The sequence below is a fragment of the Synechococcus sp. RS9907 genome, assembly GCF_014279615.1.
Taxonomy (GTDB): Bacteria; Cyanobacteriota; Cyanobacteriia; order PCC-6307; family Cyanobiaceae; genus Parasynechococcus.
In genome coordinates this window covers 2,163,112-2,176,332 of record NZ_CP047944.1, presented here as the reverse complement: position 1 = coordinate 2,176,332, position 13,221 = coordinate 2,163,112, and the positions used below count along the sequence as shown (strand labels likewise).

15 protein-coding genes and 1 tRNA gene are annotated in these 13,221 nt (G+C 65.8%); 7 read left to right on the top strand and 9 right to left on the bottom strand.

The window, feature by feature from the left end; translation table 11 throughout:
- Positions 1–3 precede the first annotated feature (3 nt).
- Positions 4–204, top strand: coding sequence for a chlorophyll a/b-binding protein (locus tag SynRS9907_RS11880; RefSeq protein ID WP_188021154.1), 201 nt, complete (start codon positions 4–6; stop codon positions 202–204).
- Here SynRS9907_RS11880 and SynRS9907_RS11875 read toward each other — a convergent pair whose 3' ends face one another.
- Genes SynRS9907_RS11875 through psbX form a run of 4 tightly spaced genes read right to left on the bottom strand, consistent with a single transcriptional unit; the run spans position 205 to position 2,318 of the window.
- Complete coding sequence (locus tag SynRS9907_RS11875) at positions 205–681, bottom strand: hypothetical protein (protein WP_188021153.1); 477 nt, start codon at positions 679–681, stop codon at positions 205–207.
- On the bottom strand, positions 678–1,208 hold the full coding sequence (locus SynRS9907_RS11870; RefSeq protein ID WP_188021152.1) for a hypothetical protein: 531 nt from the start codon (positions 1,206–1,208) through the stop codon (positions 678–680). The genes SynRS9907_RS11875 and SynRS9907_RS11870 overlap by 4 nt, the downstream gene beginning before the upstream one ends.
- Positions 1,209–1,213: 5 nt before the next feature.
- Positions 1,214–2,146: a Ycf66 family protein gene (locus tag SynRS9907_RS11865; RefSeq protein ID WP_188021151.1), complete on the bottom strand. Its 933-nt coding sequence runs from the start codon at positions 2,144–2,146 to the stop codon at positions 1,214–1,216.
- 49 nt (positions 2,147–2,195) lie between these two features.
- On the bottom strand, positions 2,196–2,318 hold the full coding sequence (gene psbX, locus SynRS9907_RS11860; RefSeq protein ID WP_115009364.1) for a photosystem II reaction center X protein: 123 nt from the start codon (positions 2,316–2,318) through the stop codon (positions 2,196–2,198).
- Positions 2,319–2,398: 80 nt separating this feature from the next.
- Here psbX and SynRS9907_RS11855 point away from each other — a divergent pair, with 80 nt between their 5' ends.
- Complete coding sequence (locus SynRS9907_RS11855) at positions 2,399–2,731, top strand: YggT family protein (protein WP_255446049.1); 333 nt, start codon at positions 2,399–2,401, stop codon at positions 2,729–2,731.
- A gap of 2 nt (positions 2,732–2,733) precedes the next feature.
- Here the strand turns inward: SynRS9907_RS11855 and accC are convergent, their stop codons facing one another.
- Positions 2,734–4,080, bottom strand: coding sequence for an acetyl-CoA carboxylase biotin carboxylase subunit (gene accC / locus SynRS9907_RS11850; protein WP_188021149.1), 1,347 nt, complete (start codon positions 4,078–4,080; stop codon positions 2,734–2,736).
- A 120-nt stretch (positions 4,081–4,200) separates the two neighbouring features.
- On the opposite strand from accC, the gene SynRS9907_RS11845 reads away from it, so the two are divergent.
- The 3 genes from SynRS9907_RS11845 to msrB all read left to right on the top strand — a co-directional run bounded on the left by SynRS9907_RS11845 (position 4,201) and on the right by msrB (position 6,005).
- Positions 4,201–4,282 (top strand) — tRNA-Leu (locus tag SynRS9907_RS11845).
- A 9-nt stretch (positions 4,283–4,291) separates the two neighbouring features.
- Positions 4,292–5,575, top strand: coding sequence for a glycosyl transferase (locus SynRS9907_RS11840; RefSeq protein ID WP_188021148.1), 1,284 nt, complete (start codon positions 4,292–4,294; stop codon positions 5,573–5,575).
- Between the two features lie 28 nt (positions 5,576–5,603).
- Positions 5,604–6,005, top strand: coding sequence for a peptide-methionine (R)-S-oxide reductase MsrB (msrB, locus tag SynRS9907_RS11835; RefSeq protein ID WP_114988670.1), 402 nt, complete (start codon positions 5,604–5,606; stop codon positions 6,003–6,005).
- 25 nt (positions 6,006–6,030) lie between these two features.
- Here msrB and SynRS9907_RS11830 read toward each other — a convergent pair whose 3' ends face one another.
- The 3 genes from SynRS9907_RS11830 to SynRS9907_RS11820 all read right to left on the bottom strand — a co-directional run bounded on the left by SynRS9907_RS11830 (position 6,031) and on the right by SynRS9907_RS11820 (position 11,186).
- The gene (locus SynRS9907_RS11830) at positions 6,031–7,080 is read right to left on the bottom strand and encodes a PRC-barrel domain-containing protein (RefSeq protein WP_370586639.1); all 1,050 of its coding nucleotides are present in this window, start codon (positions 7,078–7,080) and stop codon (positions 6,031–6,033) included.
- 90 nt (positions 7,081–7,170) lie between these two features.
- Positions 7,171–10,779 (bottom strand): chromosome segregation protein SMC, encoded by a 3,609-nt coding sequence (gene smc / locus SynRS9907_RS11825; protein WP_188021146.1) that lies wholly within the window; start codon positions 10,777–10,779, stop codon positions 7,171–7,173.
- Between the two features lie 50 nt (positions 10,780–10,829).
- The gene (locus tag SynRS9907_RS11820; protein WP_188021145.1) at positions 10,830–11,186 is read right to left on the bottom strand and encodes a hypothetical protein; all 357 of its coding nucleotides are present in this window, start codon (positions 11,184–11,186) and stop codon (positions 10,830–10,832) included.
- A 59-nt stretch (positions 11,187–11,245) separates the two neighbouring features.
- Between SynRS9907_RS11820 and SynRS9907_RS11815 the strand changes: the two genes are divergently transcribed.
- Together SynRS9907_RS11815 and SynRS9907_RS11810 are read left to right on the top strand one after the other, a co-directional pair.
- Positions 11,246–11,668, top strand: coding sequence for a YqjD family protein (locus SynRS9907_RS11815; protein ID WP_006850868.1), 423 nt, complete (start codon positions 11,246–11,248; stop codon positions 11,666–11,668).
- Positions 11,668–12,054 carry a phage holin family protein gene (locus tag SynRS9907_RS11810; RefSeq protein ID WP_115080570.1) on the top strand — a complete coding sequence of 129 codons (387 nt, stop codon included), beginning with the start codon at positions 11,668–11,670 and terminating at the stop codon, positions 12,052–12,054. Before SynRS9907_RS11815 ends, SynRS9907_RS11810 begins: the two co-directional genes overlap by 1 nt.
- Here SynRS9907_RS11810 and SynRS9907_RS11805 read toward each other — a convergent pair whose 3' ends face one another.
- The gene (locus SynRS9907_RS11805; RefSeq protein WP_188021144.1) at positions 12,055–13,197 is read right to left on the bottom strand and encodes a class I SAM-dependent RNA methyltransferase; all 1,143 of its coding nucleotides are present in this window, start codon (positions 13,195–13,197) and stop codon (positions 12,055–12,057) included.
- Positions 13,198–13,221: the final 24 nt, after the last annotated feature.

Below are 13,221 nucleotides of genomic sequence, written 5' to 3'. Positions count from 1 at the left end.
CGGATGACCTCCACCAGCGAGACCCCTGACACCACGTCCGTTCCGGAGACGTCCGCCACCACCAACGATGTGCCTGCCTTCGGCTGGAGCGGCTATGCAGAGCGGGTGAATGGCCGCTTCGCCATGGTGGGTTTTGTGGCGGTGCTGGTGATCGAGGTGCTCAGTGGTGACACCTTTCTGCACTGGGCTGGGCTGCTGCCCTGATCAGGGCAGGCGGATCAGATCCACATCCCAGCGTCCGTTCCGGCTCACTTGCACCGCCAGTCGTCGGCCTGAACCGTCCAGGCTGACGCTTCGGGGCACACCCGGTGGATCCAGGGGCAGTCGTTGTGTCGCCCCGACGTTGCGCCGGTAGAGCACCAGTTCGGTGCGGTCCTCCCGTTGCTGGACCACGGCCAGGCGTTGTCCATCGGCACTGACGCTGACGCTGATCGGTTGGGCATCAGCACGGTTGAGGCCCGGCAATGGGACGGGGCTGCGGCTGCGCAGGTCGATCAGTTCGACCCGCTCCCGTCCATTGCGTTGGCCCAGGCTGGCCAGCCACCGTCCCCCCAGGGATGGATCCCGCCGGCTGTTCACGGATTGACGCAGCAGGCCGTTGAGGTCGGGCCGGGGCGTGGGTCTGGGGCTGCTGCAGCCGATCACCAACACCAGGCTGAAAATCAGAACGACGCGAATCATGGCTCTGACGAGAGCGCCGGTGTGGAGAGGCTCTGTCCCGGAGGACGATCCGGCTCGAGCAGATCACTCAGATCCAGCAGTTCCACGCGCCACCTCCCCTGATCCGTCACCTGCAGGGCGATCTGCTGGGCATCCGGCGCCAGGCTGAGCTGCACCGGGTCTCGCCCCCCGGGCAGCGGCAGGGGATGCATGCGTCCGTTCAGGCGGTCGGTCACCACCGCGAGTCGGCGGCGCCCCCGCTGGGTGATTGCTGCCAGGTAACGGCCGTTCCAGCTCAGGGAGGGCGAGCTGTGGGGCTGATGTCGGCTCAGCTGGGGAACGGAGACAATCGATCCGTCGCTCAGGCGGCGCAGCTGCACCGTGGGTCGGCCGCCGCGATCGCTGACGACCGCCAGCCACTCACCACTGCCACTCAGGGCTGGGGCCTGCTGACTGGTGGCGAGCAAGCCACCACCGGCCCGTTCACTACGACCGTTGCAGCCCACCAGCGCCAGGCTGGCGAGCAGGATCAGCAGCGGACGAGGCAACTGGCTCAGTCGTCGAAGCGGGAGCTGTTGTCCCGCGGTCTGCCGGACGAAGGCCGTGAGCTGCGGGGGGGTTGGCGGTTGCTGCTGGGCCGGTTCGACGCCAGGGGCGGCTCAGGGGATCGCCTGGAGTCGCTCGCGGCGTTCGGGTTGGCGCTGGGGCGTCCCCGGTTCGGGGCCGAACTGCTCGGCGCTGAACTGCGGCTGGGGGCAAAGGCGGCATCCTCGGCTCCTGAAGGAGCGCGTTCGCCGGAAGGACGCTCAGGCCGCCCCATGGGACGGCTGCCACGGCGTTGTTCCTCTCGATCCGTCCGTCTGGAGCCAAAGTCAGGACGCCGCTCATCCCGGGCTTCGCCGGCACGGAAACGAGCCATGCGGCGGGAGCGCTCGTCGTTTTGGACCCAGCCGGAATCGCCTTGATCACGGTCTGCGGAGCGACGGCTGGCGGCTGCCTCAGGAATGGCGGCACGGCTGGCGCGGCGCGGTCGGTAGAACTCCTCTTCCGGCCGTTCTTCGGCGTCATCGTCACGGCCTGAGAAGCGCCGCCGCATCGGCTGGGGCTCATCAAAACGGTCGTAACCGCCGTCATCCCAGCCGCCCCGTAGGCCCCCAGGGCTTCCGCCCCTGGCCGGCGCCGGTTCGTCATCGAAATAGGCGGAACGCCGGGCCTGCTCCGTGGCCACGCCGCGCAGTCGCACGCTTTCGTAGGCGAAGAACACGGTGGTTCCCGCCAAAAGGAACTGGCCGAACTGAAGAATCGGGTCGAGGCGCCAACCCTGGAAGAACAGGATGCCGCCGCAAAGCAGCCCGATGGCTGCAAAGAACACGTCGTAATCCCGCGCCAGGGCGGGCTTGAACGACCGCATGAAATAGAGCAGAGCGCCGCCGACGGCCAAAACGATGCCGACGATGCTGGCCCAATTGAGACTGGCGTTAACCAAAGCTCTGCTCCCGCTTGGGAGTCAGTCTACGAGGGGCGCCAGGGGCGGATCAGAGCTTGCGGTCGACCTGGTCGGTCTGGCTCAGCAGGATCAGGGCGATGGTGGCAGGAATCACGACGATCACACCTCCCCAAACGAGGCTGCTCAGGAAGTTGGAGAGGGAGGGGGTCATGGGGTTGCTGCTGTCTGCATCAAAGCCGCGCTGATCTTAAGAAGCGATGCCGTCTTTCTACGATGAGGGGACGATTTGCTTTGAGCTTTGTGACGCCGCCGCTGCTGCTGCAGGCCCTGCCAGTCCTCCATTTGCTTCTGGGCTTGCTGCTGGCGGCCTGGACCCTGGCGTTCCTGCTGCGCATCGTGCTCACCTGGTACCCCCAGGTCGATCTGAGCCAGGGCGCCTGGCCCCTGGTGGCCTGGCCAACGGAACCTGTGCTCTCGCTGAGCCGCCGCGTGATCGCCCCGATCGGTGGAGTCGATGTCACACCAGTGATCTGGGTGGGCTTGATCAGCCTCGTGCGTGAGTTGCTGGTTGGCCAGCAGGGGCTGCTCTCTCAGATCCTGATGCACGCCCAGGCCGTGGCCTGAGCTCAGGGCAGCATTTCCTGCTCCACGAATTTGGTGTGCACGTCGCCGTTGATGAACTCCGGCCGATCCAGCATTTCCAGGTGGAAGTCCACCGTGGTTGGAATCCCGGTGACGGCACATTCATTCAGGGCCCGCTTCATCCGGGTCATGGCATGGTCGCGGTCCTTGCCCCACACGATCAACTTGCCGATCAGGGAGTCGTAGAAGGGCGGAATGTCGTAGCCCGTGTAGACGTGGCTGTCGACGCGCACACCCGGCCCGCCGGGGGGCAGCCATCCCGTGATGCGTCCGGGGGCGGGACGGAAGTTGTGCCGGGCATCTTCAGCGTTGATCCGGCATTCGATCGCATGGCCAGTGAGCTGGATGTCTTCCTGGCGCACGCTGATGGGTTCGCCACCGGCGATGCGCAACTGTTCAGCGATCAGATCCACACCCGTCACCATTTCAGTCACCGGATGCTCCACCTGGATCCGGGTGTTCATCTCCATGAAGTAGAAGCCACCGCTGCGATCCAGCAGGAATTCCACCGTTCCGGCGCCCTCGTAATTGATGCTTCGGGCGGCAGCAACGGCGGCTTCGCCCATGCGGCGGCGCAGGTCAGGATCCAGGGCTGGGCTGGGGGCCTCCTCCAGCAGTTTCTGGTGACGGCGCTGAATCGAGCAGTCCCGTTCACCCAGGTGAACGACGTTGCCGTGGCGGTCGGCCAGCACCTGCACTTCCACGTGGCGGGGCCGATCGATGAATTTCTCCATGTAGAGGCCGGGGTTGCCGAAGGCGGCTTCCGCCTCCCCCTGGGCCGCTTTGTACAGGTTCTCCAGCTGGCTGGCGTCCGGTACGAGGCGCATGCCGCGACCACCGCCGCCGGCGGTGGCTTTGATCATCACGGGATAGCCCATCTCCTCGGCCAGGGCGGCCGCCTGGCTGGTGCTGCTGAGCAGACCCTCGCTGCCGGGCACCGTGGGAACACCCACCGATTGCATGGTCGATTTGGCGGTCGACTTGTCCCCCATCGAGCGAATCGCGTGGGGGGACGGGCCAACGAAGGTGAGGCCGTGATCACGGCACATCTCGGCGAACTTGTCGTTCTCCGCCAGGAAGCCGTAGCCGGGGTGGATGGCGTCAGCACCGCGGGAGGTGGCTGCCGCCAGGATGTTGGGAATGTTGAGGTAGCTCTTGCTGCTCAGGGCTTCACCCACGCAGACCGCTTCATCGGCGAGCTGCACGTGCAGAGCGTCCTTATCAACGGAGCTGTACACCGCCACGGTGGCGATGCCGAGCTCGCGGCAGCTTCGAATGATCCGGAGGGCAATCTCGCCGCGGTTGGCGATCAGCACTTTGCCGATGGGCATCCCGCAGCATGTTCAGGCCTGACGCCGGATCGTATCAGCGCCGACCGAAGTTGCCGAGGAGCGAAGACCCCGCCCGGTATGATCTGACCTCGACAGCACCCGAGCGGTGAAGTCGACCACGCGGATGTGGTGGAATTGGTAGACACGCACGTTTGAGGGGCGTGTGGCTTCGGCCTTGCGAGTTCAAGTCTCGCCATCCGCATTTTTTTCTTTGGCCCGTCCCCGCGCAGCAGAACCAGGACCGGCCGTTGTTCTCGTTTCGAACGGTCCCGGCGAACTGACCACCTGGGTTCGTCCCCTGGCGGAACGGCTGCACGCCAGCCTTCGTCTGCGCCCCCGGTCTCAGAGTGCGCCAGCTTCGTTGCATTTGGTGTTGGTGCCCTGCCCCAATGCCACGGGCCAAGAGCGTGCGGCCGCGGAGCCCTGGGGTTTGTTCGAGCGCATCGTGCCGGCAGGCCGCTTCTGGTCGCTGCTGCTGCGTCCCCAGCGCTACGGCCCATGGCCGCAGAAGGGTGTGGTGGTGTTCCTGGGCGGTGATCAGTTCTGGACCGTTCTGCTTTCGGCTCGTCTCGGCTACCGCCACATCACCTATGCCGAGTGGGTGGCGCGTTGGCCGGGCTGGAACGATCGGATTGCGGCGATGTCGGACGCGGTGCGGCGCCAGCTGCCGGTCCGTTACCAGCCCCGGTGCCGCGTGGTCGGTGATCTGATGGCGGATCTGTCGTCCTTCGCTCGTCGCGAGGAGCCTCTCCCCGAGGGCCAGTGGGTGGCCCTGTTGCCGGGATCGAAGCCGGCCAAGTTGAGCGTCGGCATGCCGTTTCTGCTCGATACCGCCGATCGTTTGGCCCGATTGCAACCCGGATGCCGTTTTTTGCTGCCGCTGGCTCCCACCACCAGCGTTGATGAACTGCTGCGTTTCGCCGGCGCATCCAACCCGATTGCTGCCCGCTACAGCGCCACCGTTGCTTCGGTGGAGCAGGGGGAGTCGGTGACGGAGTTGGTGACGGGTGCGGGCACACGGATTCGTCTGCTGGAGCAGCATCCGGCCCATGGCCCCCTGAGCCAGTGCGCCCTGGCCCTGACCACGGTCGGCGCCAACACGGCCGAACTTGGCGCCCTTGCGGTGCCGATGATCGTGATTGTTCCCACCCAGCACCTGGAGGTGATGCAGGCCTGGGACGGCGGGCTGGGGCTGCTGGCGCGTCTGCCGGGTCTGCGGCGTCTGATCGGGGTTCTGTTGACCCTCTGGCGTTTGCGCAACAACGGCTTGATGGCCTGGCCCAACATCAGTGCAGGCCGTGCTGTGGTGCCGGAGCGGGTGGGGGCGATCACCCCGGAGGAGATTGCGAAGGAGGCCTGCGATTGGCTGAACGCCCCTGAGCGGCTTGAGGGCCAGCGCCAGGAACTCCAGGCGTTGCGGGGAGAACCCGGGGCGGTGGCCGCATTGGCCGCCGAGGTGAGGGGTTTGCTTCCCCGAGAGCTCAACGCTTCCTAGGCTGCGCCCCACTCTGGTTCCGACGACCATGTCCCCGTCCAATCCGGTCGAACGCAGCGCCGAGGAGTGGAAGCAATCCCTGACGCCGGAGCAGTTTCAGGTGGCTCGCTGCGGCGGTACCGAGCGGGCGTTCACCGGGGCTTACTGGAACAACAAGGCCACGGGGATGTACCACTGCGTCTGCTGTGGTGCGCCGCTGTTCAGCTCTGAGACCAAGTTCGATTCAGGCACGGGTTGGCCCAGCTTCTGGGACGGTGTGAGTGCCGAGGCGATCACCACCAAAGAGGATCTGACCCACGGGATGGTGCGCACCGAAATCAACTGCGCTCAATGTGATGCCCACCTCGGACACGTCTTCCCGGATGGTCCCGCCCCCACGGGCCAGCGTTACTGCGTCAACAGCGCATCGTTGAACTTCAAGGCGTCCTGAACACCGTTCAGCGCCTCAGGCCCGATCACCAGGGATCGTCGAGATCCTGGCTCCGGCGCTGGGGCGCTGCATCCTCCATCGGTTCCACATCCAGGGGTTCACCCGACTGCTGAACCGCGCGACGGGAGGCAGGCATGGCACGCCGCGGCGGCTGTTCCTCGTAGGCAGGCTGCTGATCGAAGGGTGCGGGCTCGTTGTAGGTCTGTGCTCGCTCAGCCGGCCGCTCGTCGTAGCGGGCAGGTTCGGCGTAGCGCTGCTCGTCGTACCTCTGGGGCTCATCGAGGTAGCGGCGTTGCTGCATGGACTCCTGCCGCCGGTCCTCCAGCTCCACATATTCCAGTTCTGCATCAGCCTCAAACCGCTCGGCTTCTGAAGCCTGGAGACGCCGTTGCTCTTGCTCCTGGGGTTGTCCGGAGGTGAGCTGATTTTCCACGGGCACCAGGTTGACCCGGTAGCGCTCTCGCTCCTGTTCTTCCCAGCTGGGGCCACCGACGCCCAGTTTTTCCAGAACGCCGCTGTTCAGCTGTTTGAGCTTGTCTTCGGCTCCCTCGTAAACAATGATCCGGTCCGGCCCGCTGCTGACGATCTCCTCCACCGGCATTTCCCAGGTGCTCAGCACCCCTTCCCCCAGCAGGGGCACGCCAAGGGCACCCATCACCAGGGTGGTGAGCTCGCCGGTTTCGATGTCGAAGGCAAAGCCGAGCACCCGCCCCAGCTGTTCGCCGGACTCGGTGATCACCTGGCAGTTGATCACCCGGCTGTAGCGCTCAGGGTTGAAGTTTTCGCTCAGGGAGTCGGCCGAATCCACCAGGATCACGTCGCCCACCTGACGGATCCGGTCCAGGGGCATCCAGCGCGGCAGGCCGGGCAGGAAACGGGTCAGGGGGTTGTCCCGCAGCCCCACAGCCACCACTTCACGGCGGTCGATATCGACGATCACTTCACCCACAACCCCAAGACGGCGGCCGGTGTCACGGGTGATCACCTGGGTGCCCATCAGTTCGGAGCGCAACCAGAGGCGATCGCTGGGTACGCCAGTGGTGATGGCGTCGTTTGGGGTAGGGGTCGGGGTCAAGCGCGGGCCCTCGGCCATGGACATTCAGACCATTGTGGCGCAGGGGTTCCGCCTGTCACGTTCAGATTGCACAGCGAAAACTCCGATCGTTCAGGCGGCATCCGGTAAACCCACCACCTGGGTGTGGGCGCCGCGGGCCTGGGTCACCCCGATCGTGCGCTGGGCTGCGCCGATCATCGGGCGGCGGTGGCTGACCACCATGAATTGGGCTGCCTCGGCCTGACGGGCGATTAGGGCTGCGAGACGCTCCACATTCACGCCGTCCAGGAAGCTGTCCACCTCGTCGAGGGCATAGAAGGGCGACGGCCGGAAGCGCTGCAGGGCGAACAGGAAGCTCAAGGCGGTGAGTGATTTCTCTCCCCCCGACATCGAGGCCAGGCGCCGCACGGTTTTGCCCTTGGGATGGGCCACCAGGGTGAGGCCACCTTCCAACGGCTCCTCCGGGTTCTCCAGTTGCAGGTGGCCATCACCATCGGAGAGCGAGGCAAAGATCTCGCGGAAATGGCCATCCACGGCGGTGAAGGCTTCCATGAAGGCGTCCTGGCGCAGGGTGGCCACGGTTTCGATCCGCAGCAGCAGTTCCTCCCGCTCGCTGTTGAGCACGTCGAGCCGTTCGTTGAGTTCGTTGAGCCGCTCTTCGAGGGCCTCGAGTTCCTCCAGCGCCAGCATGTTCACGGGTTCCAGCGCTTCCATGCGTTGCTGGATGGCCTGCAGATCGGTCTGCAAGGCTTCCAAGCCCGCCAGCCGCAGGGCTTCCGGGATCTCCGGCCTCGGGTTCGGCAGGGCCTGTTCCATCTCCTGCAGGCGCACCGCACCGCTGCGCTGTTCTTCGATCAATCCTTCGCGGTCTTCCTTGAGCCGCTCCAGGTTCCATTCGGCCTGCTGCAGGGCCTGACGCTGGCGGCCCACCTCGGCTTCCGCGGCGTCCCGGGCCCGGCGCTGGCTGCCGAAGCGCTCCTGCAGGTCGGTCTGCTGCTGCTCGAGCTCTTTGCGCTTCTCCGCGAGGTCGCTCTGCTGCTGGCGCCAGGCCCCATGGGCACTGGCGAGGGCCTTCACCGCCTCCTGCAAGCGGGTTTCTTCGGCGGCCAGAGCCTTTTCTTGATCCCCCAGGCGTTCAATCGCCAGCTGCCGCTCGCGGCGGGCATTCAGCAGCTGGTCGCGTTCGCGGCGGGCCGCCTCCAGCCCTTGGTCGGCGGCTTCCTGTTCCGTCTGAAGTTGGGCCCAGGCGGCGGCATCGTCGTTGTTGCCGCTGTTGCGCTCCGCCTCATCCAAGGCCTGCAGTTCCGCGGTGAGTGGGGTGAGTGCAGTGCTGATGGCTTCGAGCCGCTGCTGTTGCTCGGTCTGGTCCTGCTGCAATTTGCTGAGCCGTTCGGCCCGCTGGCGGCTGCGCTCGAGCAGGGGGCCGTGGTTGCGCCGGGCGGCATTGCGCTCGGCGATCAAGGCCGCCTGTTGCTTTTCCAGTTCGCGCAGCTGGGGTTTCTGCTGTTCGATCAGTTGGGCCAGCTTCGACTCCTCCCGCCGGCAGGCCACCAGGGATTCCCCCAGTTCCAGCAGGCGCCGCCGCAGGGGTTCAGCTTCGTCCTGATCGCTGCTGCGGCCGAAGCTGAGGCTGCTGCTGCGCTGGGAGAAACTGCCGCCGGTCATGGCGCCGCTCTTCTCCAGCAGCTCCCCATCCAGGGTCACCGCCCGGGAGCGGCCCAGTTGTTGACGGGCGCTCGCCAGGTCGGAGAACACAAGGGTGTCGCCGAAGACGTAAGCAAACACCTGGTCATAGACCGGTTCGAAGCGCACCAGTTCCACGGCCCGGCCGATCAGGCCAGCACCGCTGTCCCCACCGGGGCGTGCACCCCGGGCAAAGGCGGCTGAAGAGCCGCCGCCCCCTGGCGCGCGGATCTTGTTCAGGGGCAGGAAGGTGAGCCGGCCAGCACGGCGGCTCTTGAGCAGTTCGATGGCGCGGGCGGCGATGCGGTCGTCGTCGACCACCACCTGGCCGAGACGGGCCCCCGCGGCCACTTCCAGGGCGAGGCGATGGCGATCCTCCACCTCTCCCAGCTGGGCCACAGGGCCGTGGATGCCATCGAGGCCGGCCTCCAGCAGCAGGCGCAGGGCTCCGGTGCCGCGGCTTTCCTGAAGGGCATCCCGCCGGCTCTCCAGCCGAGCGATCTCCCGTTCCAAGCGGGTCTGCTCCTGCTCCAGCCGGCTGCGGGTGCGCTGTTGGATGGCCAGTGACTCGGCGGTCTGCTGGAGCTCCTGTTTGCCGTCGGCAATGGCTTGCAGCAGGGTTTGCCAGGTCTCCTCCAGGGTTGCGAGCTGTTGCTGCACGGCGTCGCCGTCGGCGCCGTCCTGGTGCTGCTCCTGGGTGAGCTCTTCCAGCCGTTCCCGTTCCTGGCGCAGCCGTTCCTGCAACTGCTGCTGCTCCTCTAGTAGGGGAGCGACGCTGCTTTGCAACTCCTGCCGGCGACCGCTGCGGCGCTTCTGTTCCTCGACCCAGGCGCCGGAGCGGCCCGCCACATCCGCCAGCCGGCGGCGGGACATTTCCACAGCGGCTTCAGCGGCCCGGCAGTTGTCTTCGGCGGCGCTGAGGGCGTCCTGATGGGGATCGCGTTCCAGTTCCCGTGATTGCAGCTGCCACTGCTGGCGACGGGTGGCGAGGTCCTGGCGCTGCGCCTGCAGTTTCTGGCCTTCGTCCTGGTGGAGGCTGGCCTGGCGCTCCAGTTCACGGCTGCTGGTGTCGAGGCCAGCCAGTTCCGCCTGAACCGCCAGCAGCTGGTCTTCCCCAAGGGCCTTCACCTGCTCCTGGAGCAAGTCCAGTTCGGCCACGGCCTTGTTCAGCTGCTCTCGGCCGCTGGCAATGGCCGCGGCGTCCCTCTGTTCCTGGGCTTCCAGCGCCTGTTGGCGCGTGGCCAGATCCTTGAGGGCCTGCTGGGCGGCTTCGAAGGCCAGCACCATCTCCTGGCGGCGTCCCAGTTGCAGCCGTTCCCGCAAGTCCTGGTATTGCCGGGCCTTGGCGCAGTCCTTCTCCAACCGTTGGCGGCTGGCCAGCAGTTCCTGCTCAATGATCCCGCAGCGCTCCTGGCGCTCCTGCACGTCATCGAGCTTGCGGCGGGTCTGTTCGATCCGGGTGTCGAACAGGGCAACACCGGCCAGTTCATCGATCAGGCCGCGGCGGTCGCGGTTGCTCATCGAGACGATGCGGGTGACGTCCCCCTGCATCACCACGTTGCTGCCCTCGGGATCAATCCGAAGGCGGCGCAGCTGGGTCTGCAGCTGCTGCAGGTTGCAGGGCACCCCGTCGGCGCTGTAGCTGGAGCTGTAGGAGCCCCCCGGCATCACCCGCAGTTTGCGGGTCACCGTCCATTCCGTTTGTCCCGGTTGAATCCAGGGCCCCTGCGCTGGTGCCTCCAGGCCTTCCTCAGCGGCATCGGGGGTCCAGTCGCTCAGGTCAAAGCGGACGCTGACGGTTGTTTCAGCGGCCTTGCCGGCCTTGAGCATGCCGCTGTTGACCAGGTCCGGCAGGCGGTCAGCCCGCATGCCACGACTGGTGGCCAAGCCCAGGCAGAACAGAACGCCATCAAGGATGTTGCTTTTGCCGGAGCCATTGGGTCCGGTCACGACGGTGAATCCCTCTTCAAGAGGGATCGTCATCGCTCCGCCGAACGACTTGAAGTGCGTCAGCCCAACCTGATTGATATGAACCAACAGGATCTGGGGCTGTCAGCGAGTCGAAATTAGCGGAACCCACGAAAAGCTCAAGGGTTCGATATGGAGCAGTGCCCGGAATTGATGCGCAGGCAGCCCTGGAGGTCGCCCTCGAGCTGCAGGGTGACGTCTGCATCCGCGGCGTTGGGGAGCACTCCGCTGTAGCTGCCGGCATGAATGCGTTCGGCCCAGCCCCGATTGCCCGAAACGGCAGCACTGCGGGGTTCCAGCCAGACCTTTCGATGGGCAGGCAGGGGAACCGCTGGTTGGGCTGCTGCATTGAGCTGCGGCACTGTGGCCAGTCGCCAAGTTCGGCAGCTGTCCCCGTCCTCCAGCAGCAGATCGATGTGGCATCCGCTGGGGTCGTCCGGTGCTCCGGTGTGACGCAGCAGGGCGTATCGCGGCAAAGACTTTCCCTCAGCCTTCAGTCTCCCTACCCTTCTAAAGCGTCCTGCCAACGGTCTTCATGGCCTCGCCATCGCCGCAGTCCAACGGCAGATTCGAGCACCACTTCCGTGAGCGCTTTGAAAGCCTGCTGCCGACGATCCAGGAGCGCTGGCCGGATCTTGCTGAGCACACCCTTGAAGCCACACGGGGGAGTGTGGATGAGTTGGTTCGTTTGATTGAACAGAACACAGGCCTGACGCCCCAAGGGGTTCGGGAGCAACTGGAGGAGCTTCTCCACAGCGCCGGTGATCGCAGCCGCGACTGGGCTGACAGCCTGGATCCCCTCGAAGAGCAACTGGAACAGTTGCTGGATGAGTTGAACAGCACCCTGCGGCCGAAGATCGAGGCGCCTGTGCGTCAGCGACCACTGCTGGCTGTGGGTGTTGCTCTTGGTGTTGGGTTGCTGCTGGGCAGCATGCTTCGCGGGGGGCGGCGTTCCTGATGGCCGATCAGAACTCTCCCCGCGGATTTGGAGCGGCAGCTCGGGTGACAGCACTGGCGGCGTCAGTGATGGATCTGCACGTGCGGATTGCCCTGCAGGAAGTGGATCGGGAAAAACGCCGACTGATCAGCGGTGGCCTGTTCCTCGCCATTGGAGGCACGGCCATGTTCCTGGCCTTGCTGGCGGGCGAAGCGTCGTTGCTGCTTTGGATTCAGGCCCAGTGGGATCTGGACTGGATCCGCGCACTGTTGAGCCTTGCGGTGGCCAACCTGGTGCTGGCGGGCATCAGCTTGCGCATTGGCGGCCAGGTGCTGAAGGGCCCGTTCCTGCCTCAGACGTTGGAGGGACTGATGAAAACGGTGCGGGCAGTGATGGGACGGGTTTGATCAGCGGATGTCGTAGTGCAGCCAGCGGCAGTCAATGCCGCCGTTGCTCACGGGAATCCGTTGCTCGGCCTTCAGACGCAGGGCTCCCGTCAGGTTGCGATTTCCACTGAGCAACCAGAGCTTCCACCCCTTGGCCTGGCCTTTGACGTAGTTGCCAAGCTCTCGATACAACGCCTCCAGCGCCGCTTCATCGCCGATCCGTTGGCCGTAAGGGGGATTGCAGACCAACACCCCAGGCCCCTCCGGAAGGGGTTGATCGCTGAACGTGCCCGTGCAGATGTGGATGACTCCACTCAGCCCAGCGGCTTCCACATTGGCCCGGGCCTGATCGGCAATGGTGGGATTTGCCTCAATCCCCAGGAGCGGCGGAAGGGTGAGGTCCCCCCTGCGCCGTTGCCGGGCGCGATCAGCTTCTCTGTCCCAGAGCTCCGGCTGGAAATCGGCCCATCCTTCGAGGGCAAAGCGGCGCTCCAACCCCGGGGCCTGCTGCAAGGCGGCCAGGGCCGCTTCGATCAGGAGCACTCCTGAACCGCAGCAGGGGTCCACGAGGGGTTGGCTTCCATCCCAGCCCGTGAGGCGGATCAGCCCAGCGGCCAGATTTTCCTTCAACGGTGCCGCACCCATGGCGGCCCTGTAGCCACGACGGTGCAGGCTGCTGCCACTGCCATCCAGGCTTAGCTGTGCTTCCCCGCGGCCGAGGTGCAGGTGCAGGGAGAGATCGGGGTCGTCGAGATCGATGGAGGAACGCTCTCCCCAAAGATCCCGTTGTGCGTCCACAAGGGCGTTTTTGACCTGCAACGCCGTGAAGTGGCTGTGGTTCAGCCCCGGTGCCGTTCCGGTCACATCCACCCGGAAGGTCATCGAGGGATGCAGCCAGCGCTCCCAGTCGAGCGCTTCGCGGATGCCGTCATAGAGGTCGTCCCGGCCCTGGCAGGGGAAGTGCGCCACCTGGCGCAACAGCCGGAAGGGCAGTCGAGCCTGGAGGTGCAGCCGGTAGAGGCAGGCCATGTCTGCCTGGAAGCTGACGGCACGCCTGCCGGGCCTCACGGCATGGGCGCCAAGGGCGCTGAGTTCGTCGCCAGCTGCTGCCTCCAGGCCTTGTGGCACAACGGCCACGGCGGATAGCCGGTTTGTTCGACCCAAGGGCGTTGTGCTCCAGGTCCCCAC

Coding starts and splice junctions, on each gene's coding strand:
- SynRS9907_RS11875 (WP_188021153.1), bottom strand. CDS start 681: ATGATTCGCGTCGTTCTGATTTTCAGCCTGGTGTTGGTGATCGGCTGC.
- SynRS9907_RS11810 (WP_115080570.1), top strand. CDS start 11,668: ATGGCCGATCAGAACTCTCCCCGCGGATTTGGAGCGGCAGCTCGGGTG.
- SynRS9907_RS11880 (WP_188021154.1), top strand. CDS start 4: ATGACCTCCACCAGCGAGACCCCTGACACCACGTCCGTTCCGGAGACG.
- msrB (WP_114988670.1), top strand. CDS start 5,604: ATGTCCCCGTCCAATCCGGTCGAACGCAGCGCCGAGGAGTGGAAGCAA.
- accC (WP_188021149.1), bottom strand. CDS start 4,080: ATGCCCATCGGCAAAGTGCTGATCGCCAACCGCGGCGAGATTGCCCTC.
- psbX (WP_115009364.1), bottom strand. CDS start 2,318: ATGACCCCCTCCCTCTCCAACTTCCTGAGCAGCCTCGTTTGGGGAGGT.
- SynRS9907_RS11815 (WP_006850868.1), top strand. CDS start 11,246: ATGGCCTCGCCATCGCCGCAGTCCAACGGCAGATTCGAGCACCACTTC.